29 protein-coding genes are annotated in these 26,138 nt (G+C 68.2%); 18 read left to right on the forward strand and 11 right to left on the reverse strand.

Annotated features, from left to right (window positions below; genetic code table 11):
* Nucleotides 1-15: 15 nt before the first annotated feature.
* Both AB0H42_RS12520 and AB0H42_RS12525 read left to right on the forward strand, forming a co-directional pair.
* Nucleotides 16-450: a MerR family transcriptional regulator gene (locus AB0H42_RS12520; protein ID WP_357054031.1), complete on the forward strand. Its 435-nt coding sequence runs from the start codon at nucleotides 16-18 to the stop codon at nucleotides 448-450.
* A 329-nt stretch (nucleotides 451-779) separates the two neighbouring features.
* Entirely contained in the window at nucleotides 780-2,093 is a 1,314-nt protein-coding gene (locus tag AB0H42_RS12525) for a cytochrome P450 (protein WP_357054034.1), read from the forward strand.
* On the opposite strand, the gene AB0H42_RS12530 is transcribed toward AB0H42_RS12525, so the two are convergent.
* The gene (locus tag AB0H42_RS12530) at nucleotides 2,050-3,405 is read right to left on the reverse strand and encodes a hypothetical protein (RefSeq protein WP_357054037.1); all 1,356 of its coding nucleotides are present in this window, start codon (nucleotides 3,403-3,405) and stop codon (nucleotides 2,050-2,052) included. The genes AB0H42_RS12525 and AB0H42_RS12530 overlap by 44 nt on opposite strands.
* A gap of 77 nt (nucleotides 3,406-3,482) precedes the next feature.
* On the opposite strand from AB0H42_RS12530, the gene AB0H42_RS12535 reads away from it, so the two are divergent.
* Nucleotides 3,483-3,737 carry an acyl carrier protein gene (locus AB0H42_RS12535; protein WP_357054040.1) on the forward strand — a complete coding sequence of 85 codons (255 nt, stop codon included), beginning with the start codon at nucleotides 3,483-3,485 and terminating at the stop codon, nucleotides 3,735-3,737.
* Here AB0H42_RS12535 and AB0H42_RS12540 read toward each other — a convergent pair.
* Nucleotides 3,725-5,194 carry a class I adenylate-forming enzyme family protein gene (locus tag AB0H42_RS12540; protein WP_357054043.1) on the reverse strand — a complete coding sequence of 490 codons (1,470 nt, stop codon included), beginning with the start codon at nucleotides 5,192-5,194 and terminating at the stop codon, nucleotides 3,725-3,727. The two genes, AB0H42_RS12535 and AB0H42_RS12540, sit on opposite strands and share 13 nt — an antisense overlap.
* Nucleotides 5,195-5,296: 102 nt before the next feature.
* On the reverse strand, nucleotides 5,297-6,196 hold the full coding sequence (locus AB0H42_RS12545; protein ID WP_357054046.1) for a LysR family transcriptional regulator: 900 nt from the start codon (nucleotides 6,194-6,196) through the stop codon (nucleotides 5,297-5,299).
* Nucleotides 6,197-6,353: 157 nt separating this feature from the next.
* Between AB0H42_RS12545 and AB0H42_RS12550 the strand changes: the two genes are divergently transcribed.
* The 6 genes from AB0H42_RS12550 to AB0H42_RS12575 all read left to right on the forward strand — a co-directional run bounded on the left by AB0H42_RS12550 (nucleotide 6,354) and on the right by AB0H42_RS12575 (nucleotide 11,509).
* Complete coding sequence (locus AB0H42_RS12550) at nucleotides 6,354-6,704, forward strand: DoxX family protein (RefSeq protein WP_357054049.1); 351 nt, start codon at nucleotides 6,354-6,356, stop codon at nucleotides 6,702-6,704.
* Nucleotides 6,705-6,941: 237 nt separating this feature from the next.
* Complete coding sequence (locus AB0H42_RS12555) at nucleotides 6,942-7,550, forward strand: TetR/AcrR family transcriptional regulator (protein WP_357054052.1); 609 nt, start codon at nucleotides 6,942-6,944, stop codon at nucleotides 7,548-7,550.
* Nucleotides 7,551-7,741: 191 nt separating this feature from the next.
* Nucleotides 7,742-9,271 carry a VWA domain-containing protein gene (locus tag AB0H42_RS12560; protein WP_357054516.1) on the forward strand — a complete coding sequence of 510 codons (1,530 nt, stop codon included), beginning with the start codon at nucleotides 7,742-7,744 and terminating at the stop codon, nucleotides 9,269-9,271.
* A gap of 89 nt (nucleotides 9,272-9,360) precedes the next feature.
* The gene (locus AB0H42_RS12565; protein ID WP_357054055.1) at nucleotides 9,361-10,188 is read left to right on the forward strand and encodes a CbbQ/NirQ/NorQ/GpvN family protein; all 828 of its coding nucleotides are present in this window, start codon (nucleotides 9,361-9,363) and stop codon (nucleotides 10,186-10,188) included.
* Between the two features lie 145 nt (nucleotides 10,189-10,333).
* On the forward strand, nucleotides 10,334-11,032 hold the full coding sequence (locus tag AB0H42_RS12570) for a hypothetical protein (RefSeq protein ID WP_357054519.1): 699 nt from the start codon (nucleotides 10,334-10,336) through the stop codon (nucleotides 11,030-11,032).
* Nucleotides 11,033-11,071: 39 nt separating this feature from the next.
* Nucleotides 11,072-11,509 (forward strand): hypothetical protein, encoded by a 438-nt coding sequence (locus AB0H42_RS12575; RefSeq protein ID WP_357054058.1) that lies wholly within the window; start codon nucleotides 11,072-11,074, stop codon nucleotides 11,507-11,509.
* Nucleotides 11,510-11,563: 54 nt separating this feature from the next.
* Here the strand turns inward: AB0H42_RS12575 and AB0H42_RS12580 are convergent, their stop codons facing one another.
* Nucleotides 11,564-12,418, reverse strand: coding sequence for a 3-hydroxyacyl-CoA dehydrogenase (locus AB0H42_RS12580; RefSeq protein WP_357054061.1), 855 nt, complete (start codon nucleotides 12,416-12,418; stop codon nucleotides 11,564-11,566).
* 213 nt (nucleotides 12,419-12,631) lie between these two features.
* Here AB0H42_RS12580 and AB0H42_RS12585 point away from each other — a divergent pair, with 213 nt between their 5' ends.
* From AB0H42_RS12585 to AB0H42_RS12595, 3 genes are all read left to right on the forward strand, one after another.
* Nucleotides 12,632-13,210 (forward strand): TetR/AcrR family transcriptional regulator, encoded by a 579-nt coding sequence (locus tag AB0H42_RS12585; protein ID WP_357054064.1) that lies wholly within the window; start codon nucleotides 12,632-12,634, stop codon nucleotides 13,208-13,210.
* Nucleotides 13,207-14,412, forward strand: coding sequence for an NADH:flavin oxidoreductase (locus tag AB0H42_RS12590; RefSeq protein WP_357054067.1), 1,206 nt, complete (start codon nucleotides 13,207-13,209; stop codon nucleotides 14,410-14,412). Before AB0H42_RS12585 ends, AB0H42_RS12590 begins: the two co-directional genes overlap by 4 nt.
* Before the next feature lie 179 nt (nucleotides 14,413-14,591).
* Entirely contained in the window at nucleotides 14,592-15,020 is a 429-nt protein-coding gene (locus AB0H42_RS12595; protein WP_357054070.1) for a hypothetical protein, read from the forward strand.
* 103 nt (nucleotides 15,021-15,123) lie between these two features.
* Here the strand turns inward: AB0H42_RS12595 and AB0H42_RS12600 are convergent, their stop codons facing one another.
* Entirely contained in the window at nucleotides 15,124-16,563 is a 1,440-nt protein-coding gene (locus AB0H42_RS12600) for a glutamate decarboxylase (protein WP_357054073.1), read from the reverse strand.
* A gap of 321 nt (nucleotides 16,564-16,884) precedes the next feature.
* On the opposite strand from AB0H42_RS12600, the gene AB0H42_RS12605 reads away from it, so the two are divergent.
* Nucleotides 16,885-17,310, forward strand: a complete 426-nt coding sequence (locus tag AB0H42_RS12605) for a VOC family protein (protein WP_357054076.1) — start codon at nucleotides 16,885-16,887, stop codon at nucleotides 17,308-17,310.
* A gap of 108 nt (nucleotides 17,311-17,418) precedes the next feature.
* Here the strand turns inward: AB0H42_RS12605 and AB0H42_RS12610 are convergent, their stop codons facing one another.
* From AB0H42_RS12610 to AB0H42_RS12625, 4 genes are all read right to left on the reverse strand, one after another.
* Nucleotides 17,419-18,915: a phosphatase PAP2 family protein gene (locus AB0H42_RS12610; protein ID WP_357054080.1), complete on the reverse strand. Its 1,497-nt coding sequence runs from the start codon at nucleotides 18,913-18,915 to the stop codon at nucleotides 17,419-17,421.
* A gap of 149 nt (nucleotides 18,916-19,064) precedes the next feature.
* A complete protein-coding gene (msrA, locus tag AB0H42_RS12615) occupies nucleotides 19,065-19,580 on the reverse strand; it encodes a peptide-methionine (S)-S-oxide reductase MsrA (RefSeq protein WP_357054082.1) in 516 nt (171 codons plus the stop codon).
* Nucleotides 19,581-19,670: 90 nt separating this feature from the next.
* Nucleotides 19,671-20,483: a methyltransferase domain-containing protein gene (locus tag AB0H42_RS12620; protein WP_357054085.1), complete on the reverse strand. Its 813-nt coding sequence runs from the start codon at nucleotides 20,481-20,483 to the stop codon at nucleotides 19,671-19,673.
* 217 nt (nucleotides 20,484-20,700) lie between these two features.
* Nucleotides 20,701-21,090, reverse strand: coding sequence for a cupin domain-containing protein (locus AB0H42_RS12625; protein WP_357054088.1), 390 nt, complete (start codon nucleotides 21,088-21,090; stop codon nucleotides 20,701-20,703).
* A 221-nt stretch (nucleotides 21,091-21,311) separates the two neighbouring features.
* Here AB0H42_RS12625 and AB0H42_RS12630 point away from each other — a divergent pair, with 221 nt between their 5' ends.
* Together AB0H42_RS12630 and AB0H42_RS12635 are read left to right on the forward strand one after the other, a co-directional pair.
* Nucleotides 21,312-22,565 (forward strand): cytochrome P450, encoded by a 1,254-nt coding sequence (locus AB0H42_RS12630; RefSeq protein WP_357054091.1) that lies wholly within the window; start codon nucleotides 21,312-21,314, stop codon nucleotides 22,563-22,565.
* A 196-nt stretch (nucleotides 22,566-22,761) separates the two neighbouring features.
* Entirely contained in the window at nucleotides 22,762-23,025 is a 264-nt protein-coding gene (locus AB0H42_RS12635) for a hypothetical protein (RefSeq protein WP_357054094.1), read from the forward strand.
* Here the strand turns inward: AB0H42_RS12635 and AB0H42_RS12640 are convergent.
* On the reverse strand, nucleotides 23,002-23,469 hold the full coding sequence (locus AB0H42_RS12640) for a hypothetical protein (RefSeq protein ID WP_357054097.1): 468 nt from the start codon (nucleotides 23,467-23,469) through the stop codon (nucleotides 23,002-23,004). The genes AB0H42_RS12635 and AB0H42_RS12640 overlap by 24 nt on opposite strands.
* A 326-nt stretch (nucleotides 23,470-23,795) precedes the next feature.
* Between AB0H42_RS12640 and AB0H42_RS12645 the strand changes: the two genes are divergently transcribed.
* From AB0H42_RS12645 to AB0H42_RS12655, 3 genes are read left to right on the forward strand one after another with little or no spacing between them, the layout of a single operon-like run.
* A complete protein-coding gene (locus AB0H42_RS12645; RefSeq protein WP_357054100.1) occupies nucleotides 23,796-24,134 on the forward strand; it encodes a hypothetical protein in 339 nt (112 codons plus the stop codon).
* A complete protein-coding gene (locus AB0H42_RS12650; protein ID WP_357054103.1) occupies nucleotides 24,035-24,682 on the forward strand; it encodes a MarR family transcriptional regulator in 648 nt (215 codons plus the stop codon). The genes AB0H42_RS12645 and AB0H42_RS12650 overlap by 100 nt, the downstream gene beginning before the upstream one ends.
* Before the next feature lie 47 nt (nucleotides 24,683-24,729).
* Nucleotides 24,730-25,608, forward strand: coding sequence for a bile acid:sodium symporter family protein (locus tag AB0H42_RS12655; RefSeq protein WP_357054106.1), 879 nt, complete (start codon nucleotides 24,730-24,732; stop codon nucleotides 25,606-25,608).
* Nucleotides 25,609-25,626: 18 nt separating this feature from the next.
* Here AB0H42_RS12655 and AB0H42_RS12660 read toward each other — a convergent pair whose 3' ends face one another.
* Nucleotides 25,627-26,097 (reverse strand): MarR family winged helix-turn-helix transcriptional regulator, encoded by a 471-nt coding sequence (locus tag AB0H42_RS12660; protein ID WP_357054108.1) that lies wholly within the window; start codon nucleotides 26,095-26,097, stop codon nucleotides 25,627-25,629.
* Between the last annotated feature and the right edge of the window lie 41 nt (nucleotides 26,098-26,138).

The following is a 26,138-nucleotide window of genomic DNA, read 5'->3' on the forward strand; positions in this document are numbered from 1 at the left end:
CAAGTTAATGTGAACATGAAGTCAACCCCCGCCGCCGGGCAGCCGAGTCCCGAGCCGACCTGTTCCATCGGCGAACTGGCCGCCCGCTTCGGCCTCGCCACCCATGTCCTCCGCCACTGGGAGAGCGTCGGCCTGCTCACCCCCGCGGCCAGGGTCGGCGGCCGCCGCCGCTACACGCAGTCGCATATCGCCCGGGTGGCGTTGATCCTGCACAGCAAGCAGGTCGGTCTGGGCCTGGCCCGCACCCGCGACCTGCTCGACGCCTGCGACGGACCGGGCCGCCGCAGCATCCTTCGAGCACATCTGAACGAACTCGACGTACAGCTGGCCAGGATCCAGACGTCGAAGAACCTGATCAACCACGTACTCACCTGCCGCTACGAGGATTTCACCGAATGCCCGCGCTTCCGCGCCGAGATCGCCGCCACCGCCGGGATCGACCGCGAATAACAGGACCTCGGAATCCGAACGGCGGCTTCCCACGCATACGAACGATTCTCAACTCCTCGGACAGACCACCGGGACGGAAGCGGCCGAGCCACACCCGTACCCCCACCTCGACTACGACCACGGCGAATACCGCCGGTTACTGCGGGCAGCGGTATCTCCCCGGTCATCGCCGGGCGGCACACCGGCCACGACTCCGGCCCGAGACCCTGCGCCACCCGGTCGAGCGCACGTTCGCGTGGCTACCCGCCTTCGAACAGCCGACCGGCCCGACAGCGATCCTTCTGAATAGCTATTGGCTATCATGGGGAGATGCCGAGAGCGGAGGTGACATGTCGACTCGCGTGTGGACCCGTTGGCTGTTCCTGCACGGCCTGACACGGGCCTATCTGCGGTGGTCGGCGCGCCGGGGCAATCCTCTCGCCGAGATCGCCTTCGGCCAGGATCGCCTGCTCGGCGCGTCGCCGCTCATCGAGGATATCCGACAGCGGGGCCGGCTACCCGACCTGTCGGGAGTGCGCGTCACCGCAGACTACGAACTGTGTCGTCGCATCCTGCGAGACAAGCGCTTCGGCTCGCTCACGCCCGACCACCCTGCCATTCCGAAGCCGATCCGCTGGGTGCTGGCCAAGACGGATCAGGAACTTCCCAATCTCACCGAACCGCCCTCGATGCTGGCGACCGATCCGCCGGACCACACCCGGTACCGACGCCTGGTCGGGCACGCGTTCAGCCCGGGAGCGATCGGCAAATTGGAGCAACGGACCGTCGAAGTAACCGACGGCCTGATCGAACGCATGGGGTCGAAGCCGCGCCCGGACCTGATCGAGGACTTCGCCGAACAGGTGCCCGTCGCGATCATCGCCGGAATTCTCGGATTTCCCGACGATATGCATTCGACCATGCTGAAGTGGGGCCTCAACAGTGCGCCGCTGGTCGACCGAGCCGTGACCTGGCCCGCGTATCGCGACGCCACCAAGGAACTGACAGAGGTCAAGCAGTACTTCGACCAGCGCATCGACACGCTCACCGCCGAACCGGCCGATGGCCTGCTCACCGTGCTGGTGACCAGTGGTGAGCTCACCCGCCGCGAGCAGATAGCCAACGCCGCCCTGCTGCTGGACGCCGGATTCTTGACGACGGTGAACCTGCTCGGCAATGGAATCGCACTGTTGACAAGCCATCCGGATCAGCTGGAACTGCTACTGGCGCAGCCGGACCTGTGGCCGGGCGCGATCGAGGAAATCCTGCGCTACGACTGCCCCGTCCGGATCACCGGCCGGGTCGCCAACTGCGACCTCGACATCGCCGATCAGCACATCAGGCGCGGTTCCCTGGTCCTCCTGGCATTGGCGGGCGCGAACCACGACCCCGGCGTCTTCCCCGACCCCGGACGATTCGACGTGACCAGGGTCAACGCCGCGGATCACCTGGCGTTCAGCAGTGGGATACACGGTTGCCTGGGATACCGGTTGGCTCGAATGGAAGGCGTGATCGCCCTGCGGACCCTCTTCGAGCGATATCCGGATCTGCGCCTGGACGGCCCGCCGATCCCACGGCGCCTGATGAATCTGCACTCCTACCGCTCCATGCCCGCCGAACTCACCCCCGACCGGCCGGGCCGGTCTGCGGAACCTCCTCCGTGACGGAGGACGTACTGCGCTCGGCGCGATGTTCTCCACCGGCACTGTCGAGCAGTGCCACCGCGTGGTCGGCCAGCCACCGCACCTCCTCCTCGCTCATGGCCGTTGCCGCGTACGCGACGCTGAGATCGAGCCCACCGAGCCAGTTGTTGGCGATCACGAACAATGACGGGCCGAACATGTCCAGGGAAACGGCTCTGGTGACGTCCTCGAGTGTGTAGGCCCCGTAATGGGCCCGAAGCCCGGATTCGCCTACCGTGGTCACGCCGAGTCCGTCGATACGCCGGTTGTTCCGGAGCGTCGGGCGGATTTCGCGCCGATACACTTCCCACTCGGGAAACTCCATGATCGAAGCGGCCTCCCGGTCCTTGGCCAGCACGGCGATCAGCTTGAACGAGGCGTCCCGGGCGGTCGCCCAGAAGTCGCCGGTGATCGGATGCTCGGTGCGCAGGATGTCGGCGTAGCAACCGCAGGTGTCGGCCGGCAACGCGAGTTCACCGAAGCGACGGAGGTCGACCGTACTCAACACGGTCATGGTGTCGAGCCGGTACCGCTGGTGGATGGCGAGCAGGAAGGCCGCCGTTATCGCACCGTGCAGCGTCGTCCTATTGGCTTTGACGGCATCCTCCAGCGCTGCCGTGGTGTTCGGGTCGAGATGCCGCGACAGTACTCGCGATTCTTCCTTCGGATCGGGTACCGCCTGCTTGGGTAGCCGAATGGCCGGCGTATAGGCGGTCTTCCTGTCACTGCCGGCCTTGTCGGGCAGGCCGGCCTCGAGCGGTGGCGGCAGCACCGTATCGACCGGTGGTTCCGGTTGCGGCACGGCCGGATCGGCCAGGATTTCGAGAAGCCGGCGAGCGAGCATGTTGGCGGAGTAGGCGTCGAGCGTCGCGTGATCGGCGCACATGACGATGTGGTTGAGGTCGGCGTCCGGAGACTGCCGCACCAGCGTTATCCGCACGCGCGGATGGTTGCCCTTCGGTATCGGTGTGCGGATTTCGGAGGCGAAAACCTTCCGCCAAGCGTCCGGATCGGTGTCGTCGAGCACCCGCAACCGGATCTCCGTTGTGCCCTCGGTGTCGAACCAGGGCCGGCGATGGGCGAACGGCGGCAGACGTCGCCAGATAACCTTGCCGTAGCGGATATGTGCGCGCAGGATGGGGTGCTCGGCCTGTAGCCGGCTGAGCGCCTGCTGCACCAGCGCCGGATCGAGGCGGCCGCGCACATGCAGCACCTGCACGGTGATCAGCCCGCCACGGGCATGCAAATGGTTGAGCAGTTGTTCCTTTTTGCCCAACGGACGCGTTGCACCCATACCGCCCTCCATCTTTTCGCGTATTTCGGGTCGCGATGAAATTGGTTAGTATGTTGACGACGTAAGGGGCTGGTGTGATGAACGATATCGAACAACCGATAATCGAGTATATCTCCGCCTTGGTGGCCGAAACCGGTGAATCGGCGGTCGATCGCGAAACCCCGTTGCTCGAGGCCGGGCTTCTGGACTCGATCAAATTGGTGAGACTGGTGCAGTTCCTCGAGAAGAAATTCGAGATCAGTATCCCGGAGACGGAGATACGGCCGGAACTGTTCGAATCACCCGCACAGATCGCCACCTATGTTTCGCAGCGAGCGGCTCAGCCCGCCTGAAGCTCGCGCAACCGCCCGCGGAGCACCTTGCCGGCCGAGCTGCGCGGCAATGCGTCGATGAACGCGACTTCGGTCGGCACCTTCTGAACCGACAACCTTTCCTGGGCGTAGCGGATCAATTCCTCGGCCGATACATCCGCCTCTTTGACGATAAACGCTATCAGCCGATTGCCGTTGCGCCCGTCCGGGAGTCCCGCCACCGCGGCCTCGGCGACGGCGGCCAGAGTCATGAGCGTCTCCTCCACTTCGATGGGGTCGATCTTGTACCCGGATACTTCGATCAACAGCTTGCTGCGGCCACGGATGAAGATGCGGCCTTCTTCATCGAGCGAGGCGAGGTCGCCGGTTCTGAACCAGCCCTCATCGAATGCCTCGGTGTTGGCCACGTCATCGTCGAGATAGCCCCGCATGAGCGAGGACGACCTTATCTCCATTTCGCCGACGGATGGGCCGAATTCGGTGTCGAACGGAACGATACGGACCTCGGCGTCACCCGCCGGTTCACCCACCGAGGCCCAGGTCGAGTCGGGATCGGCGGAGTTGTTGTGCGCGACCATGCTGGCCTCGGTGGAGCCGTAATCTTGACGAAGTGGGACACCGAGGCGCTCACGTACCGCTTCGAAGACCGGCCGCTTCAGGGAGACGCCACCCGAGACGGCCATGCGCAGCCCGAGATCGAAACTGCCGGCCTGACCGGTGATGATCTCGTACATTGCCGGAACGGCGCCCATGAAGGTGACGCGCTCGCGGACCATGGTGTCGAGCAGCTTTTTACGTGAAAGCGCCAGCGGCAGACGATCGTTCCAGTAGAGCGTCGTCGCACCGCCGGTGGCGGCGTACATAGTGCCCATCAGGAAGCCCATCGAGAAGTTGGCCGGCAGAATGTCGAGGACGATATCGTCGGGCTGGATATCCCAGGTCGTGCTGGCTCGTTCGCCATCGGCGATGATCTCGGCATGGGTGTGCGGTACCACCTTGGGCAACCCGGTCGAGCCGGACGAGAAGAGGTAGAGCGCCGTGGTGTCGGCCGGCAGTTCGGGCAGCCGGACGGTTGTCCTTCCGTCCGGCAGTGCGTTCGTCGGGAACAAGGGAATACCGGGGGCCGCATCTGCGATCAGCGTCTCGGCGACAACGGCACGGCCGGGGGTCGAGACAACGGCCTCGAGCCCGGTTCTTCGCGCGAGCGCGGCGAGTTCGGATCGCGTGGCCGTCTCGGCCAGTGGCATGGCGATGGCACCGATGGCGAAGAGCGCGTGGGAGGTGACGAAGAGATCGGGTGAGTTCGGAAGCAGCAGCGCAACGGGATCACCGCGCTCGATGCCACATTCCATGAAGCCGACGGCGAGTCGGCCGATCTGCTCGACCACATCAGCGTAGGGCGTGAATACTTCGCCCTGCCGCAATCCGCTGGTGATCGGTACCTGCGCTGCCATTGCGAGCATATTGTCGTAGATCATCTCTACTCCAACAGGGGTCGGTTCCCTCTGTTCGTAAGGATAGAAGTGGGATGCGGCATCTACAAGGCTTCGTCCAGGCCGAATAGTTCGGCGGCCGAAGTGTCAGTCGGTCCCGGAGCACAGCTCGGTACAGCACTCGACGAACGCCCGGACCACCGGATCGGTGTCCGACTCCGCCTTCCACACGACACCGACCCGGCTCGGCGCCACCCCGGTCACCGGACGGTAGGTGATACCGGGACGGGCGTAGAACCGGGCGCTCGACTCCGGGGCCAGTGCGATCCCGTACCCGTTGGCGATCGCACTCAGCCATTCGTCGGGTTGATCGGTCACCGCACCGATCCGTGGCGTCCGGGCCGCGCGTTCGTCGACCCCGAGCCAGTAGTCACGCCAGGCACCGGTTTCGGCCGGGGCCGCCACGAACGGTTCGTCCAGCAGATCCGCGAAGGCGATCGATTCGCGTTCCACCAGCGGATGCCCGGACGCCAGGGCGACCCAGCGCGGTTCGCTGAACAGTTCCCGCACCCGCAGCCGATCCTGCCCCGGGAAGGGGAGCCGGAGCAGGGCGCTATCCACCTCGCCGTCGGCGAGACCTCCGGTCGGGTCACCCCAGGACGCCTGCCGCATATCCACCCGCCAGCCGGGTTGCCGACGGGCGAACTCGGCGATGATCCGCGGGGTGGCCTCGTTGGCCGCGCTGGCCAGGAAACCGACCCGCAGCACCCGCGCCGCGCGGCCCGCCGCCTGCCGGGTTTCCCGGAGCGCCAGATTCCATTCGGTGAGCAGCCCCGGTACCCGCCCGGCCAGCGCCTCTCCCGCCGGGGTGAGCGCCATGCCGGCCCGTGAGCGCACGAAGAGTTCGACGCCGAGCAGCCCCTCCAGCTGCCTGATCTGCTTGGTCAGCGCCGGTTGCGAGACGTAGAGCCGTGCGGCGGCACGGGTCAGGTTCCCCTCCGCCGCCACCGCGGCGAAGTAGCGGAGCAAGCGGGTGTCCACATCCATTCCATCAGGTTATGGATGCAGGTATTGGCGGGTTTCGCCAGGGCCCGGAAGGCTGAATTCCACCACCGGCGCAGCATCTTCGATCCGGCGCCACACCGCGCCGCCCGCCACCGTAGCGGACGTCGGGCCCACCCCACATCGAACAGGAAGTCACGCCGTGCACACCACCTACCTCGTCGTCGCCCTCGTCACCGTCGTGGCCAACGCCGGTGACGCCCTCGCCAGTTTCGCCCGGGCGCCGTTTGTCCTGGCCAATTCCGCCGAGGTCGGCGTACCGCCCGGCTGGGTGCCCTGGCTGGCCACGCTCAAGCTCGCCGGTGCGATCGGCGTCCTGCTCGGACTCCTCGGCATGGAAGCGCTGGGGTTCGCCGCGGCGGTCGGCCTGGTGCTGTTCTTCGCGGGCGCCCTCCTCACCCACCTGCGGGCGCGCGTCTACTACAACCTCGCCTTCCCGGGCGCCTACTTCGCCTTCGCCCTCGCGACCGCCGCTCTCATGGTCGTGCACTAGCGGGCCGGCAGAACCGATGCGGTCCGGGGCGGACGCACGACCGAACAGCCGCATTCCAGGCACCCACCGACGCCTCCCTCCGATATCCGGAGCGCGGCAGCTCCACCTACAGCAGCGCCGGCGACCATCTCCACCTTCCGGCAAACGGTACCCAACAGTAGAACACGGATGTGATTGACAAGTGTCATTGAAAATTTCTAATTGACAACTTTCAACGAACAGCCGCTAATGGAGTCCGTGAACGCGCCGACGGAGAAACCACGGGGCCGGGAAGCCCAGCGACTCGAGACCCGTAAGCGGGTGTTCGACGCCGCCGTCGCGGAATTCCGGCGCACCGGGACCGCCGGTGCCGATGTCGGCGCCATCATCGAGGCCGCCGGCGTCGCACGCGGCACCTTCTACTTCCACTTCCCCAGCAAGGAGCACGTCCTGCTGGAACTGGAGCGGCGCGAGGAAGCCCGGGTGGCCAAGGAGTTCGCCCGCTTCGTGGCGGCACCGCACGATCTGCCGGGCGCACTGGCGAAAGCGGTGCGGCTGGTGCTGTCGGTGGAACGGCGCGTCGGCGCGATCCTGTTCAAAGACGTACTCGGCCTGCACTTCACCCCGACCCGCCCGCCCGACGACGAATGGACCGATCACCCGCTGATCGTGCAGGTCGTCGCGGAGATCACCCGGGCTCGCGACGCGGGCGAGGCCGCCGCCGAGATCGATCCCTTCCACAGCGCGGTGTTCTTCCTGCTCGGGCTCTACGCCCTGCTGACCACCACCAGCGATTCCAAGGCGGTGCGCGCCGCCATGCTCGACAACTACGTCTCCACCGCACTGCGCGGTATGGAACCCCGATGAACCCGCGGTCGCGGGTCGTCTCCGAGACCCGGCCCACGGGAATCGACCACTGGAGGTCACTATGTGGCAGGACATCGTTCGTCTGATCCTCGGCTGGGGCGCGATGGGCGCCGTGATCGGCTTCTGGTACTGGGTCATGCGCAATATCGGGACGTTCTGAGCGACCCGGCACCGGATCGACGGTGACCGCCGTGCAGCCCAGCCCTTCCATCTCCGCCGCGTCGCTGGAACGCAGCTGCGCCCTGACGGCCGTGGCGTTCTCCGACCGGCGGCGCCACGGCGCGCGCCTGGTCACCGGCGAACGCCGGCTCTTCGGCCTCGACCCCTCCCGCACGATGGTGCAGGTACCGTATCCGCCGCCCCCGGACTGGACCCGGCGCACGCTGACCTGCGGAATCGCCCTGCAATGCGCACCCTCGAAGGACCGTCTCGCACGGTACCGGCTGTCCGAGTTGTCCCCGCGCGAGCTCGCGAGTGTGGCGGTGGTGGAGGGCGGTATCGCGCTGGGCTGGGTCGCGGTCCGGTTCCCGGGGCTGATCCCCGAACTGCGGCGGCTCCTGCCCGAACTCGAACCGGCCGATCCCGATACCGACGCTCCGGAAATACTCGAGCGCGCGGTGGAGCTGGCCCGCTCCCGGCAGACCCCGGCGCCCCACCTGCTGCTGGGCGCCCCACCCCTGGCCGCCCCGGGGCGCGGGCGGGTGGCGGTGGCGTTGCGGCGGATGTACGGCCGGATGCCGTGGACGAGCCCGCGCACCGATTCCTACCGGGCCATGGCGGTGCCGGTGGGGGGTGAAGGCGGTGTCCGCAACCCCAACCTGCCGCCGCCGAGCCGGCCGGAGGACGACGAGATCGAGATCCGTCCCGATCAGCGCCCGGGTATCCCGTATCCCGAATGGAATCTGTGGACGAAACGTTTCCTGCCCGATCACGTCGCCGTCCTCGAACGCCGGCACCCGGCGCGGAGTCACACTCCGGCGCCGGTGGCGGTGGATGTGCGGCGCTGGTTCCGGCAGCACACCCATCGCGCACTCACCGGCGGGCTCGAAGACGGCGCCGACCTCGATATCGACCGCTATATCGGCCACTACGTGGACCTGCGCACCGGTACCGCCACCCAGCCCAGGATCTTCCGTGACCTGCTACCCGCGTACCGCGATGTGGCCACCGCCGTCCTGCTCGACGGCAGCTCCTCACTCGGGGCGCACCGGGGCCGGACCTTCGCCCTGGAACTGGCGTGCGCGGACGCCCTGTCGCACGCCATGGCGGCGGCCGCGGAACAACACGGGATCTTCGTGTTCACCGGTAACACCCGGCACCGCGTCGAGGTGCGCTGCCTGAAGGATTTCGACGAACCGCGGCTCGCCGACCCCGGCGGACTGGGCCTGCGGACCGGCGGCTACACCCGTCTGGGTGCCCCGCTGCGACACCTGACCAGGCGCTTGCTCGACCGGCCCGCCGAACGCCGGTCGCTCATCGTGATCGGCGACGGGTTGATCTCCGACGAAGGGTACGAGGGCCGATACGCCTGGGCCGATGTCGCGCACGCGGTCGAGGAGGCCGACGAAGCCGGGGTCGCGATCTATTACGTCGGTGTCGGCCCCGCCCGAGTGGATCCGCTGCCGACGGTGTTCGGGCGGCGCCGGTCGCAACGGATCCACCGCGTCGAGGAACTTCCCCGTGTCCTCGACCGTGTCCATCGGGAATTGGTCGCCACGTGATGGGCGCCCCGGACGGAGCTCGTCCGCACACCGCACAGCACCGGACCGAACGCGGAGTACGCCCCGCGGCCGTGCCTCGAGAGGTCAGGATGAACAGCGAATACCACTCCGCCACCGGTAACGAGATCGCACTGTTCGAGATGGCGTACCGGCGCCGCATCCCGGTGATGCTCACCGGCCCGACCGGCTGCGGCAAGACCCGGTTCGTCGAGCATATGGGCCGGTCGCTGGACCGCCCGGTGGTCACCGTCAGCTGCCACGACGATCTGACCAGTTCCGATCTGGTGGGCCGGTTCCTGGTCACCGGCGGCGATGTGGTCTGGCACGACGGGCCGCTCACCCGCGCCGTGAAGGACGGCGCGATCTGCTATCTGGACGAGGTGGTCGAGGCCCGGCACGATTCGCTGTCGATCCTGCACTCGCTCACCGACCACCGCCGCGCGCTCTACCTGGATCGCGCCGCCGAGGTCGTCCCGGCGCCGGACCCGTTCATGCTGGTCTGCTCCTACAACCCCGCCTACCGCAGTTCGCTCAAAGAGCTGAAACCCTCGTTCCGGCAGCGGTTCATGACGCTGGCCATGGACTATCTCGACGCGGATCGCGAAGCGGCGGTGGTGGTCGCCGAGACCGGGATCGAGCCGCCGGTGGCCCGGCAATTGGTCGGCTGCGCACGAGTGATCCGCGAGGCGGACGAGGTGTTCCATTTCGAACCGCCGTCCACCCGGGTCCTGGTGACCACCGGGCATCTGATCGCGGCGGGCGCGGGCGTCCGGGACGCCGCCGAAGCATGCATCCTGGCGCCGCTGAGCAGCAACGGCGCGATCAACGAAGGTCTGCGCGAGATCGCGGTGGCCGCACTGGCCACCACGGAGACCTCTTTCGCGCAGCCGGTTCCAGAAGGAGGACCACGACCGTGAACGAACAGGATCGCCGGCGCCGGCGCGCGCTGATCGCCGTCCAGATCTTCGCCTACGGATTCCTGTTGGCGATGTTCCTCATCCAGCTGCACATGTATTCGGTCCGGGATTGGTAGGAGCCGTCGTGAAACTTTCCGCTGTCTCCCTGCCCTGGCGTACGGCCGCGCCGAAACCCGGCGACGCCTACGACGCCCATCATGACGAATCCCGCCGCGCCCAGCGCGAAGCCGACCGGTGGCTCACCGTGGGCACCCTGCTGATGGGCACACTGGTCCTCGGTATCGTCGGCCTGCCTATCTTCCTGCGCGGCGTCTGGCTACAGCGCAAGGCACAGGAATCCGGGCTCTCGGTGCGGCCGATCATCGTCACGCTGATCGGCTACCTGGTAATCCTGGACGCCGCGCTCAACAGCCTGGGCTGGGCACTGGACCTCATCGCCAACCACACCCTGATCAACCGGGTGATCCTCACCGCCTGGGGCAACTTCTTCGACGCCGGCTACTTCTGGCACTACAACGAGCTGTGGATCGGCGGTTCGGGCGCGCCCGGTGAGAAGGGCTGGGAAGTCGCCCTGATGCTCACCGTGTTCCCGATGCGCATCGCCGCGGCGATCGCGTTCCTGCAGATGAAGCGGTGGGGACACCAGTGGATGATCGTCACCTGCTGGTTCGGGCTGGTCATCTGGATCGGCTACACGTTCAACATGACCATGTACGCCGATGTGCGCTACGACGGGGTCGTGCTGCCGGTGATCGGCTGGTGGCTCTACGACATCTTCTACATCACGCCGTTCCTGGCGATCCCCTATCTGCACACCGTCAACCGCGAGATCTTCTCCGACTGACCATGGCGGCAGTCGGATCCCTCTTCCGAAGGATTCCGCATGAGCAAGAAACTCTCCCCCGCAGGCGATCCGGAGAACGACGAACTGCCGCTGGGCACCACCGCGCCGTACGCGCGGATGCACCGCTGGCTGCGGCGCGGTATCTTCGTCTGCTTGTTCGCGCTGGTCATCGAGGGCGCGTTCACGGTGCCGGCGCTGGCGCTGTGGTACGGCTGGCCGACCCTGTCGTTCACCGAGATCTGCAGTGAACTGATGAAGGTCAGGTATTCCGACGACACCCTCGAATGCGAGCATCCGTATCCGCTGTCGGGTCCGCCCTTCGGCGGCCCGCCCGAGGCGGCCGGTCAGCGGACCGCGCAGGACGAATGGAGTATCCAGCCGAAGCCCGGCTGGGACCGGATCGGTTTCCGCGAACTGGTCCGGATACACGAAGCCCGGCTCGCCCGGGAAGCCGCCGAAGCGCCGCCGCCTCGCTGAGAGAGGCATCCAGAACCGGCGGCCCCGGATCATCCGGGCTGCCGGCTCGTGGGTTCAGGAGTATCTGTAGAACCCTTCCCCGGTGGCCACTCCGAGCTTGCCCCGGTCGATGTAGTTCTCCTTCAACCAGCGGGCGAGACCTTCGGTTTCGGCAGTACTGCTCAGGATGTTGTAGGGCGTGGTGAGACCGATGACGTCGAGGATCTGGAACGGGCCCATGGGCGCCCCGGTGGCGATGCGCCAAGTCTTGTCGACCGCCGCGGGTTCGGCGTAGTCACCGGCGGCGAGTTCGACGGCGGCGTTCAGGAACGGCACCAGCAGCGAGTTCAGGACATAGCCGGCCTTCTCCTTGTGCACTTCGATCGGCACCATACCGATGGCGGCGGCGAACTCGGCGACCGCGCGGAACACCGCGGGATCGGTCCGGTCGGTGCCCATGACCTCGGCGGTGTTGAACTTCCACACCTGGTTGGCGAAGTGCAGTGCCAGGAATTTGTCCGGGCGGCCGGTGAAGTCCGCCATATCGCTGGGTAGCAGGGTGGAGGAGTTGGTCGCGAAGATCGTCCGCTCCGGCGCCAGCTCGCCCAGCTTCCGGTAGGTCTGCCGTTTGATGTCGAGCACTTCGGGGACGGCTTCGATCACCAGATCGGCCTCGGCGACCGCGGCGCCGAGATCGGTGGTCAGGCCGATCCCCGCGCGGGTCCGCTCGGTGAGCTCGTCGGTCGCGCCCATCACCTCGTCGCGATAAGTGGCGGCGAGCCCGGCGAAGCGTTCGCGCGCCGCGTCGAGTGCCTTGGCGTCGATGTCGTAGGCCTGGACGCGGAATCCGTGGTAGGCGGTCTGGAAGGCGATCTGGGAACCGAGCACCCCGGTGCCCAGCACTGTTACCGCGCGGATCTCGAGGGCCATCGTCTTCTCCTTGTCGGTCGATCGAGGGCATATCGGACAACCGGAGCCGACTACCGGAACCAGTAGAACAGGACCGGCCCGCTGCGGTGGGTACGTGGCCCGCGCAGCCGTTTGCGATCGGATAACGACTGCCTCCGGGCACGCCACCAGTGTTTTCAAACAGTATTTCAATCAATGATTGAAAAACGGCGGGCACAGTGGTTCACTGGCCGCATGCCCCAGCGAGTTTCGGCCGCGACCCGGGAACGCCTGCTCACGGCCGCCGAACGCCTGCTGCTCACCGAGCGCTACGACGACGTCTCGGTACGCCGCATCTGCACCGAGGCCGGAGCGAACCCCGCCGCCGTCCACTACCACTTCGGATCCAAGGAAGCCCTGGTGGCGGCCCTGCTCGAAGAACGGCTCGGGGCGCTGTGGGCCGACCGCCTCACCGAGGTCACCGCCGTTGCCGCACCTGTGGCCGATCTCGTCGACGCGGTCCTGACCCCGTTCACCGACCTGGTCGCCGATCCGCTGGGCCGGCTGCACCTGCGGCTGCTCGCGCAATGCGTGATCGACCGGCAAGTGGGCCCGTGGCAGCAGCAGTGGTTCCGGATCGACTCGTGGACCGGCCTGCTGCCCGAGGTGGGCGAACGCGAGAGCCGGCGCCGCTGGATGCTCGCGTTCGACCTCATCATCATGCGATTCGGCCGCGCCGCCGCCGAGGACCGGGCGCTGAGCCCGCAGGCCGTGGCCACCCTGCGCACTTTCGTCGTGGCCGGTCTGACCGCACCGACAGGAGACATATCGTGACCGACGTATTCGCCCCCGCCCCGCTGGGGCCGCTCACCCTCCGGAACCGGGTGATCAAAGCCGCGACCTTCGAGGGACGCACCCCGGATGCGCTGGTCACCGACGACCTGGTCGAATTCCACCGGGAGGTCGCCGCGGGCGGAGTCGGGATGACCACCGTCGCCTACTGCGCGGTCGCACCCGGCGGCCGCACCGACCGCCACCAGATCTATCTGCGCGCCGAGGCGGTGCCGGGCCTGCGCCGGCTCACCGACGCCGTCCACGCCGAAGGCGCGGCGGCCAGTGCGCAGATCGGCCATGCGGGGCCGGTGGCCAATTCCGCGTCCAATCGCCTGCCCGCGCTGGCGCCGAGCCGGATGTTCAGCCCCCTCGGGATGAGCCCGATGAAGGTGCCCGACGCGGCCGAGATCCACGACCTCGTCACCGCCCATGCCGACGCGGCACTGTTGGCGATCGAATCCGGATTCGACGCGGTGGAAATACATTTCGGGCACAACTATCTGGTGAGTTCGTTTCTGAGCCCGCTGCTGAACCGGCGCAAGGATCGCTACGGCGGCCCACTCGAGAACCGCGCCCGGCTGGCTCGCGATATCGCCCGCCGGGTGCGCGAGGCGGTCGGCGACCGGATCGCGGTCACCGCGAAGCTGAATATGGAGGACGGCGTCCGCGGCGGCCTCACCCTGCCGGAATCATTGCAGGTTGCCGCGTGGCTGGAGGCCGACGGCGCGCTCGACGCGCTGGAGCTGACGGCGGGCAGTTCCCTGCTGAACCCGATGCTGCTGTTCCACGGCGCGGCACCGCGCCGCGAGTTCGCGAAAACGCTGCCGGGGCCCGCCCGCTGGGGTTTCCGGCTGATCGGGAAGGCCTTCCTGCGCGAATACCCGTACGAGAAGGCGTATCTGCTCGAACGCGCGCGGCAGTTCCGCCGGGAGCTGGCCATGCCGCTGGTGCTGCTGGGCGGTATCACCGACCGGGAGTCGATGGATCTGGCGATGGCGGAGGGGTTCGATTTCGTCGCCATGGGCCGGGCCCTGTTGCGCGAGCCGGACCTGCTGCACCGCATCCGATCCGATGCGAGCACCGAATCCGCCTGCGTGCACTGCAACGAATGTATGCCGACCATCTACAGCCGCACCCGGTGTGTGCTCCGGCTCGATCAACTCGCCGCCACGGTCCCGGATACCTCGACCGCAGGCGAATAGGCCGCGCGCGGGAGCCCGGGAACTACCTGTTCACGGAATTCGTCGACCCCGATTAACGAACACCTATTGAATGCGCCGTTGTTTAACGGTACGGTCTAGGCATCAGAGCAAAGCCGCACTCCCACAGTGCAACCGCTTCCGCCACCGCCCCCGGGCGGCGCTACGACCGAGGACGAATCATGCATCGAACCGCACGCACCCGCCGACTCGCCGTCCGGATCGCGGCCACCGCCGCGATCGCCCTGGCCCCGCTGGCCCTCACCGCCGCACCCGCGCTCGCCGACAACGGCGCCCCGGTGGTCACCGAGAACGCCGACACCGAGGTCCAGGATGTGAGCCGCCCCGGCCGCCACGGTCACGGGTACGGCGATCGCGGGCGGCACGGTCGCCACGACCACAGCTGGAACGGCCGGCACGACGACCAGGTCGACTGGAACCGCGGCCGCAACCGCCACGACCGGGACTGGGACCGCGGCCGCAACCGCCACGACCGGGACTGGGACCGCGGCCGGCACCACAACCACGGCTGGGACCACGGCCACCACCGTCCCGGTTTCGGTCTGCCCTTCCCGCGGATCTTCCTGCCCGGCAGCGGTAGCGCCTTCTGAGACCTGAACAACGGCACATCAGTCATGTGTCGATAGGCCTCGGGCAGGCCCGGCCCGAGACAGCGAACCGGCCGGCCACGGCGACTGTGCCGGCCGGTTCCGCTCACCCATCCGCCGACCGCACACCCGCTCGGTGCGGCCGGATATCGGCGCCGTGGGAGAAGGCCGCCGCCTCGGCGCCGCGCTGCGGCGCCTGCTGGGCGCGCAACCGCGGCAGCGCGCGCTGCAACGCCTCGATCAGCAGGTCGGCGAGGTCGTGGCTGAAACCGTTGCGCACCACCACGCGCAGCACCGCCAAATCCTCCCGGTCGGCCGGGAAGGTGTAGGCGGGCACCAGCCAGCCCTGTTCCCGCAGTGCCGCCGAGACGTCGAAGACCGAATACCCGGTCTCGCCCTCGGCCAGCGTGAAGGCGAAGACGGGCAACTGCCGGCCGTCCGTGATCAGCCGGAACGGACCCAGCTGCGCGATCCGGTCGGCCAGTGCGGACGCGACCTCCCGGCAGTAGCCCTGCACCCGCGCGTAGCCGCGGTGCCCGAGCCGCAGGAAGGTGTAGTACTGGGCCACCACCTGCGCGCCGGGCCGGGAGAAGTTCAGCGCGAAGGTCGGCATCTCCCCGCCGAGGTAGTTCACGCGGAAGACCAGGGCGTCCGGTAGGGCGTCGGCGTCGCGCCACAGCACCCAGCCCACCCCCGGATAGATCAACCCGTATTTGTGGCCCGAGGTGTTGATCGAGGCGACCCGGGGTTGCCGGAAATCCCATTCGAGTTCGGGATCGCAGAACGGCGCGATCATGGCGCCCGACGCCCCATCCACATGCACGGGAATATCCCAGCCGTGCTCGGCCTGCACCCGGTCCAGCGCCGCGCAGATCTCGGCGACCGGTTCGTAGCTGCCGTCGAACGTGGACCCCAGGATCGCCACCACACCGATCGTATTCTCGTCGCAGCGAGCCGCCGCCTCCGCGGCGGTGAGATGGAACCGGTCCCCCGACATCGGCACCACGCGCGGTTCGACGTCCCAGTACTCGGCGAACTTCTCCCAGCACACCTGGACATTGATCCCCATCACCAGGTTCGGTCGCTCGGTGGACTGTCCGGCAGCCCGGCGCCGCAGCTGCCACCGGCGCTTCATGGCCAGTCCGGCCAGCATGCACGCCTCACTGGAGCCGGTGGTCGAACACCCGACGGCATGGCCGGGGTCGGCGGCATGCCACAGATCGGCCAGGATCCGCACACACCGCTGCTCCAGTTCGGCGGTGCGCGGGTACTCGTCCTTGTCGATCATGTTCTTGTCGAAGCATTCGCTCATCAGTACCTGCGCCGCGGGTTCCATCCAGGTGGTGACGAAGGTGGCGAGGTTGAGCCGGGCGTTGCCGTCGAGCAACAGTTCGTCGTGCACGATCTGGTAGGCGGTATCGCTGTCCAGCTCCCCGGCGGGCAACCGGTTGCGGGGCACCTCGACCGGCTCCCGGGTGAACACCGGATTCACCGCGATATCGTCCCGGCCGGAGCCGCCGGGCCGAGACGGATGAGTCAATGCCATGGAGACCTCCACCAGCATCGGGGCCGGATGTGGCACCGCCCGGGCGGACGGCAACCCGAGTATCACCTGGCGACCGCCTGTTCCGGCGCACGGCGGGCCGCCCGGCGGGTCGGGTGCCCCGCTCCCCTGTTCCCGCGAGACCGGGCGATTACCCGGTACCGAACCACCCCTCATCTGGACGGGATCTCCCCCGAAGCCGGTCGGCGCGGGCTACGCTCGGCCGATCGGTCCACGCACCGGGCAGCGCGCCCGGCGTCGCCGGATCGTGGCATTCCCCCTGGTCGTATATCCGCACATCCGCATCACCAGAGGAGGAGACCGGTGAAATCCGTCAACGCGTATCTCATGTTCAACGGCAACGCCGAAGAGGCGTTCACCTTCTACCAGTCGGTGTTCGGTGGCGAACTCCAGCTGATCCGGTTCGGCGATATGGGCGAGGGCGCGAACCTGCCGGACGAGGCGAAGAGCCTGGTGGCGCATACGGCACTGCCGCTGGCCGGGACCGGCCAGATACTGATGGGCTCGGACTGCCCGCCCGGGCAGACCGTGGAGGTTCCGCAGCGGCCGAACTTCACCGTCTGCCTCGAGGTCGGCGACCGCGACGAAGCGGAGCGGGTGTTCGGTGCGTTGAGCGCGGGCGGCTCGGTGGATATGCATCTCGCCGAGACCGAGTGGACCGAACTGTTCGGCATGCTCACCGACAAGTTCTCCATCCCCTGGATGATCGACTTCAACTCGTCGCAGTAGCGGCCGGCCGACGGCGAATCGGGGAGCCGGCGGCGCACTCGGGCAACCGCCGTGCGCCAACCGCTGTTCCCGGGCAGGGAGGCCGAGACCCCGCTGAGCCGGGCCCGCTCAGCGGAGACGGAATACGTCGGGTAACCACGGAGCCCGGCGGTGATGCGGCCGGCTGCGGTTGGCCCAGAGCGGATTCGATTCGTCACGCCGGTACACCGTGAGCTGACCCGCCACCGAGAAGCGCAGGTGGGTGGCGCTGCCGAACACTTCACCGTCGGCCGCGAGCGATTCGGGCCGGGGCAGGTACACGAACAGCTCCGACAGTTGCCGTTCCCCGTAGACCCGGCTGTGCCCGATGGCGGCCAACAGCAGCGACACCACCGCGCGAGTGCGGGACCAGCGCAGATCGGCGCGCAACCAGCGCACGTCGAGCAGTCCGGAATCGAGCCTGTCCCGGAACGCCGGTACGGCGCCGTGCGGATGGTAGGGCCCGTTGCCGACGAAGAGGAACCACACCCGCTGCCAGTGGTCGTCGAGGTAGATCTCGATCGGTTCGGCCCGGCGCAGGGTGACCACGAGCGCCGCCGCGAACGCGGGCCACTTACCCCACCGCGGCTGCCATTGCTCGCGCAACCGGACCAGATCCGGGTAGGAGCCGAGGCTGAAGGTGTTGATCAGGTGCCGGGTCCCCATCTCGGTCGCGTCACCGTACTGGACACCGGCGATATCGACCGCGACGGCCTCCCCGACACCGGTCGCGTCGACGACCTCGAGCAAATCGTAGACACCGAGGTCGCGGGCGAAATGATTGAGCGTGCCGGTCGGGATCACCACCAGCGGCAACCCGCGGCGCAGGGCGACCGCGGCCACCGCGGCGACGGTCCCGTCACCCCCGGCCACTCCGAGGGCCGCGACCGGCTCCGACTGTTCGGCAATGGCCTGCTCGAGGAGTTCCGCGCAGTCGGCATCGGGCCGGGTGCGCAGCACGACCGCGGCAGGCAGGGCCGCGGCGATATCGTCGGTGGGGTCGTAATTGGCGTCGCCGGACACCGGGTTCACCATGACGACGAGCCCTTTGCCCTCGGCGAGCACCGGCGCCTCACGCACCAGCCGGGCCCGCGCCTCATCGGATTCGCGCACCGGCCACCAGCGCCGGGTGGCCAGCGCGATCCCGGAACCCACGGCGGCCCCGACAAGGACATCCGAACCCCAGTGCACTCCCGTGTGGACCCGGGAGTAGGCGACCGCCGCGGCCAGCGGCGCCACCGCCAGCGCGGTGCGGGGGCTCTCCATCGCGACCGCCGTCGCGAAGGCCGCCGCGCTGGCACTGTGCCCGGACGGGAACGACGACGAGGACGGGGCCGGGGAGAGCCGCCGGGACGTCGGCATCAGTTCCGCGGCCGGGCGGCGGCGCGCGAACACCGGCTTGAGCGCGATATTGGCCACGAAGCTGGCGCCGGCCACCGAAACCACCCCGCGCAACGCCGCCCGCCGAGTGGCCCCTCGACGCACCGCGAGCAGCCCCGCGCAGGCCATCCACAGGACACTGTGGTCGGCGCTGCCGGTCAGTCGCAGCAAGCCCGCGTCCAGCCGGGAGGCGGGCAGTTCTGCCACCGCGCCGCCCACCGCACGATCGAATCGTCCTATTCTCTGGAACCTACGACGCGCCCAACCACTCACCCGCCCGACACTACTCATCACCGCGGCCGGGCCGCGAACCGAAGCGGCGCGGGGACCGGCGCCGGCCGCTCCGGTACCCGTGCCTACCGGGCGGTGGTCTGCCGTCGCGGCAGCTTCCAGCCGGGCCGCGGGAAGTGGCAGGTGTAGCCGTTCGGGAAGTGCTGCAGATAGTCCTGGTGTTCGGGTTCGGCCTCCCAGAACTCCGGAGCGGGCGTCACCTCGGTGACAACCTTGCCCGGCCACAGGCCCGAATCCTCGACGTCGACGATGGTGGCCAGCGCCTCCCGCTTCTGCTCGTCGTCGACGTAGAAGATCTCCGAGCGATAGCTGCTGCCGATATCGTTGCCCTGGCGATCCTTGGTGGTCGGATCGTGGATCTGGAAGAAGAACTCCAGCAGCGCCCGGTAGTCGGTCTGCGCCGGGTCGTAGACGATCTCCACGGCCTCCGCATGCCCCGGATGGTTGCGGTATGTGGGGTGATCGTTGCGCCCGCCGGTGTAGCCGACGCGCGTCGATACGACCCCCGGCTGCTTGCGGATCAACTCCTCCATACCCCAGAAGCACCCACCGGCCAGGATCGCCTTGCGCGTTTCGGTCACGCTTCCTCCTCAGTCCTCCGCTTTCCTGCCCCGGGTACAACCCGCAACCGGGGCCGGAAAGTCCCGTTTCCTGTCCGACCGGTCGTGCGGTCAAGCCCGATGCGCGGTCACCAGCAGATACTCCCACTCCATCCGGCCGTTGCCCAGATCGTGCGCGGCGCCGAGCTCGGCCAGTTCCCGATCCAGCCGCGCGGCCCGGTCCGGCTCGTCGGCGAGCGTTTTGTACACGGTGACCAGGGGACCGTAGTTGGCCTTGAAGAAGTCGCGGAAGGCGGCGCCGTCGGCGAAGCAGTCGACCACAGCGTGGTCCCGGCGCAGCTCCAGATCGGTCACCCGATCCCCGAGCAGCTCCGTGACATGCGCTTCGTCGCCCCACAGCGGCGGCGGCTGCGCACCGGGCGGCGGGATGGGGGCGTACGGCTTCATGACGGCGAACATCCGGCCGATGAACCCCTCCGGCGTCCAGTTGATCAGGCCGATGCTCCCGCGCGTCCGGGTGACCCGGACCAGCTCGTCGGCGGCGGTCCGATGGGACGGCGCGAACATCACCCCGACGCAGGAGAGTACGGCGTCGAAGGCACCGGCGTCGTAGGGCAGATCTTCGGCGTCGGCCTGTTCCCAGGTGAGCTCGACACCCGCGGCGGCGGCGTTGCGGCGGCCGGCCTCGAAGAGTTCGGGGGTGAGGTCACTCGCGACGACCTCGGCGCCCGCCTCGGCCGCCGGTATCGCCGCGTTCCCGGCACCGGCAGCGATATCCAGTACCCGCTGCCCGGGTCCGATACCGCAGGCGGCGACCAGCCTCCTGCCGAGTCCGGGAATCACATCGGCGGCCACCCGGGGGTAGTCGCCGGAGGCCCACATCGCTCTGTGCTTGCCCTTGAGGTCGGGCGCGAACTGCGTCATCGTCTGCTCCTCGGAGTCGATCGGAACCTGGAACCGCTCACGGCAGGTCGCGCCCTCCGGACAACTTCGCGGCCGCCCTCTGTAGTCGTTTCGCCAGCTCAACGGCGTGCCGAGCTCGTCCTATTGTCGGCCCCGGCGGCTCGCGCCGCAAACCCCGATTTTCGATCCACCCCCGCGACCGTCACGGAACCGTGTAGCCCGAACGCACCGTCACCGGTTACGCGCCGGCCCGGTCGGATGCGGCCACCGCGGCCGATGCGGATTCCTCGTACCGGATGTCGTAGCGGGCCGCGATCGGGTTGATCTTGACCGGGTCCAGTGCCCCATCGGTGAGCACCGACGGTCCCGCTTCGAGGAGATCCTCCAGATAGCGCTCCCAGCCACCCGGCGAGGAGATCTGCAGCAACCGGGGTGGCGGTACGGAGACCGCACACAGCGCGTGCGGGATCCCGTGCGGCAGCAGTACGAACATGCCCGTGGTCACGGTGAGCGACCGGTCGGCGAAGTCGACCCCGAGTTCCCCCTCCAGCACGAAGATACATTCGTCGGCGACATGATCGGGTTGCGCCCGTAGGACGATCGCGGGCTCGCGTGGCAGACCGCGCACAACAACCGTAGAGTTCTCCGGGGCAACCGGCGGGCGCTTTCGGTCCGCCACCGAGCGCACATACCTCCGGCCCGCCCGCATTACCCCGCGGTCACTATTACCAAAAACAATGTGCCGCAAGGTAATTCATGTTCACCTCCAGTAGGGTGCTACATCGTGCCGAGATGACGGGCCGACCGCTCGGAAGATCTCGGCGTATCGCGACCAGTCTGGAGTCATCCTTGAGCACGCCACCACCCGATACCCACACACCACCCCGCGCGGTCCACGGCTCGCCCTTCGCCGACGGCGGCCCGCGTATCCCGCTCTACGCACCTGAATTCGCCGAGGACCCCCATCGGGTGTTCCGGCAGATGCGCCGTGAACACCGGGCGCTGGTGCCGGTGGATCTGGCTCCCAACGTCCCCGCGACCCTGGTCATCGACCACCAGAGCGCGGTCCGCATCCTCAACGACCACGAGCACTTCCCCGCCGACCCACGCGCCTGGCAGCAGAGCATGCCCGCCGACTGCCCCGTACTGCCGATCATGGAATGGCGGCCGATCGCGGCGCGCAGCACCGGAATCGACCAGCAGCGGTACCGGGAAGCGAATGTCACAGCGCTGGCCGAGGTGGATCTGCACGCCATCCGCGCCGCGGTCGAAGAGATCGCGGTACCGCTGATCAGCTCCTTCTGCCAGACCGGGCGAGCCGATCTGCTGATGCAGTACGCCTTCCCGCTGGCCTTCGGGGTCTGCAACACCCTGCTCGGCTGCCCACCCGAGATCGGCCGGCAGGTCGCGGCCGGTATGGCCGCGATGTTCGAAGGTGTGGACGCGGACGAGGGCAACCGGATGATCGGCGCGGCCCTGGCCGAACTGGTGGCGCTCAAGCGCACCGAGCCGGGCAACGATGTCACCTCGATCCTGCTGGGCCATCCCGCCGAACTGGACGAGGTGGAGATGATCCACCAGGTAACGAGCCATTACGGCGCGGGCATCGAACTACAGCAGAATCTCATCGCCAACACGCTGCTGCTCATCCTCACCGACGAACGTTTCGGTGGACATGTCCTCGGCGGCAGCCTCTCCACCCGCGATGCCCTGGACGAGGTGCTGTTCGACAACCCTCCCATGGCCAACTTCCTCATCACCTACCCACGCCAGCCGATCCTCATCGACGACGTCTGGCTCCCCGCCCACCAACCCGTCGTGATCAGCATCGCCGCCTGCAACCACGACCCCTCCATCCGCTCCGACGACCACCGCGGCAACCGCTCCCACCTCTCCTGGGGCCTGGGCCAGCGCAACTGCCCGGCGCAGACACTGGCCTATCTGGTCGCCCAGGACGCCATCGACCAACTGCTGGACGCGCTTCCCGAACTCGAAGCCGATCTGCCACCCGAGGGCCCCACCTGGCGCCCCGGCCCGTTCCACCGTTCCCTGACGGGGCTCCCGGTGAAATTCCCGCCGTCACCGCCGTTCACATTCCGCTGACATCCCGGCCGCCCGCCCGGGCGACCCGACGGTCACCGCCGGACGCACCGGCATCGACCAGGCCCGATCAGCACCACCGGAAGTGGCCGGGTAGCCCGCGAACACCGCCCCACCGGGCGATGTCGCGCAGGCTCAAAAAGAATCGGCCGCAACATATTCGGCGACCCGTTCGCGTATCGTGCCCGAGCGGGTCGCCATGACGGGACCACGCGACATCCGCTCCGACGACCACCGCGGCAACCGCTCCCACCTCTCCTGGGGCCTGGGCCAGCGCAACTGCCCGGCGCAGACCCCGGCCTCTCTGGTCGCCCAGGACGCCATCGACCTGCTGCTCGATGCGCTTCCCGAACTGGAGCTGGACGCCCCCGAGGGGCCCGTCCGGCGACCGGGCCCCTTCCACCGGTCACTCACCGCGCTGCCGGTGAAATTCCCGCCGTCACCGCCGATTTTCGTCGGGTGACGCGGACGCGTCCCCGCTCCGGCCGCCGCGATGCGGACCTTCGATGGTCCGCGCGGCGCGCACCCAGACGCTCTCGATATCGAACCGGCCGGCCTGCCACGAGTCGGTGGCCACCCGGACCCGGCCACGCCAGGCCCGCATGATCCGAGCATGTACCGGCCACCGCACGAAGCGCCGCATATCCTGCTCGCTGTCCCATACGGAGATGGAACCGCCGCGCAACTGCGCGGGCCGGCCCCACAGCCACACTCCGACCGCGCCCTGCAGCACCGGCCAGGTTTCGCCCAGTTCGAGTCCCTCCTGGTAGATCTGCCGGACATCTTTCTCCGATGTCGCCAGGAAATCGGTCACGCTGACGAATACCGCCCCGGCGGGGTCGGCACCGGGGCCCGGCTTCCACGGCATGAGCACCGTGCCCTCCGAGAACGGCGGCGCGGCGGTCATGAACCGGCTCGCACGGTGATGAGGTCAACGAAAGTAGTATCGGTAAACATGCGCCTACAATAGGCACATGTTTACTATTTCGCCAAGGCCTCGTCACGCACGACCGGACGGTCACCGGCGCCGCGGGCCGGCGGGCCGGGCGCACGACCGAAACCCGGGTGGACGCGCTCGATCCGGCCCGTTCCACCCGGCCTGCTCCGGCCCACCCGACCGAACTCGAAAAGCGGTTGCGCGGGCACACTTTGGGACACCCGGCTAACACGGACGCGATCGCGGCGATACCAGAGGCAATGGGTTTCCGAACCCGCACACCGAAGGAGAGCGTTGTGAAATCGACTGTCCGATACCTGCTCACCGGCGCGGCAGCGGTCGCCGCCCTGACCTTCACCGGCGCGCCGCAGGCCGTGGCCTATCCGGTCGGACCGTGGGGAGTGGAGGGTCCGTGTACCGGACTGCAGCCGAACCAGTGCCCGTGGAGCCCCTCCCAGGATGGCCTCACCTGGTCGTACAAGGGCCATTCCTCGCACTACGACAAGATGGGCAACTACGTCTGCAACACCAACCAGTGGGAACCCCTGCGCACCGCGTACTGCACCGCGGTGATGACGCTGGTCCGCGCGCTGCCACCGGTCCCGATCGGCGAGGTGCTCGGCGGGCAGAGCTGACCCGCCGGGTTCGCGGGGCGGGAGCCCGAGGCCGACCGATCACCGAATCCCTTGCCGCCGGGCTCCTCGGCGACCCGCGAAGCACCGCGGCCAGTGCGCCGCGAGCACTGATCGGCCGGGCGAAGCGGCTGCGCCCGCCGGCGGAACTGCAGTCGTTCGACCTGGCCCCGCGACATTTGTCGCTGCTGGCGCTGCTCCTGCTCGACGGCCCGCAGACCGTCTCACAACTGGCCGGCCGGCTCGGTGTCGCGCCCACGACGGTGAGCCTCATCGTGAGCGACCTGAGCCGCAAAGGAGTCCTGGTCCGCCGTGAGGACGACGCCGATCGCCGGCGCCGCATCATCGATATCGGCCCGGCGAGCAGACCGGCCATCTCCGAGTGGCTCTCTCCCGGCGCATACGCGTGGCGCGCGGCCCTGGCACCGTTGACTGCCATGCAGCGCCGCACGGTCGTCGACACCCTGCTCGCCTACGAGGCCGCGGTCGCGGAGGCCACCGGTGAACCGGCGAACGACCGGCCTCCGCCCGGGCCGCGCCCGCCCGCTTGACGGGAGCCGAGGCCCCGGGCGACACTCGGCCGTCGGAAGGATGACACATGGGGTCAACGCTTTTCGCGATCGCCCTGCCACTGGCATTGGGAATCGTCATGTTCGGCCTGGGACTGACCCTGACCGTCGACGACTTCGCCCGGGTGGCACGCTTTCCCAAGGCGGCGCTGATCGCGTTGACCTGTCAGCTGATCGTGCTGCCCGCCCTCTGCTTCGGCCTGGTGCGGCTATTCGGCCTCGACGGCGCGCTGGCGGTGGGCATGATGCTGCTGGCCGCCTCGCCCGGCGGGACGTCGGCGAATCTGTTCAGCCATATCGCCGGCGGCAATGTCGCCCTGAACATCACGCTGACGGCGGTGAACTCCGTGCTCGCCGTTTTCACGCTGCCGATCGTGGTGGGGCTGTCCTATTCGGTGTTCCTGGACGACGGCACGGGTATCGGCCTGCAACCCGGCAAGTTCCTCCAGGTCTTCGCCCTGGTCCTGGTCCCGGTGGTGCTCGGCATGACGGTGCGGCGCCTCTTCGCCGCCTGGGCCCTGCGGATGCACACCACCGTCAAGATCGCCGCCGCGGTGGTGCTGGCGCTGGTGGTCGTCGCGGCCCTGGTCTCGGAGTTCGACGCCTTCACCGAGCATGTCGGGCAACTCGGCGCCATCGCCCTGCTGCTGTGCGTGTGCAGCCTGCTCATCGGCTACGCGGTACCGCGCGCGTTCGGAGTGGAGCGGGCGGACGCGATCGCCGCGGGTATGGAGATCGGCGTGCACAACGCGGCCCTCGCCATCACCATCGCGGTGACCGTACTGGGCAACGAGACCATGGCGGTTTCCGGCGCGGTGTACGGCTTCCTCATGAACATCCCCGCAGCCCTCGCCACCTTCCTGTTCGCCCGCTCCCGGCGCACTCGACCGGATCCGGCCCCGGTCTGACCGCAGCGACCGGCAACCTCACTCCGGTTCGGGCGAACCCGCCTCGTCCGGCCGGCCCGGAAACGACGTGACAGCCGAATCGAGCGCATCCAGCAATTCGGCGAACCGCGCCCGGCCGTCGACGCCGAGGGCGTCGAGAACGAGACCGTTGAGGACCCCGTAGGTCTCCTGGGCCCGGCCGATCGTCTCTCGCCCGCGGGCGGTGAGGAACAGGGCGACCGCCCGGGGATCCTGATCGCTTATCCGCCGCTCGACCAGGCCGGCCCCGCGCAGGCGACCCATCGCGGCGACCACGGCGGATTCGCCGAGCCGCAGACGCCGGGCGATATCACGCTGGGAGCAGCCCGGATCGTCGGCAATGACGGAAAGGATCCCGGCCTGGGCCGTGGTGACGCCGGCACTGTCGATCAGTAGGTGGTCGGACTTCTTGCGCAGCGAATGCGTCACCTGCTGGATCCGGCCGATCAATCGGTACGGGTCTCTTGCCATCCTGTCCGCCTCTCAATACTTTGATAGTGAAGTATATGTCC

The sequence above is a fragment of the Nocardia sp. NPDC050799 genome, from assembly GCF_040654015.1.
GTDB lineage: Bacteria > Actinomycetota > Actinomycetes > Mycobacteriales > Mycobacteriaceae > Nocardia.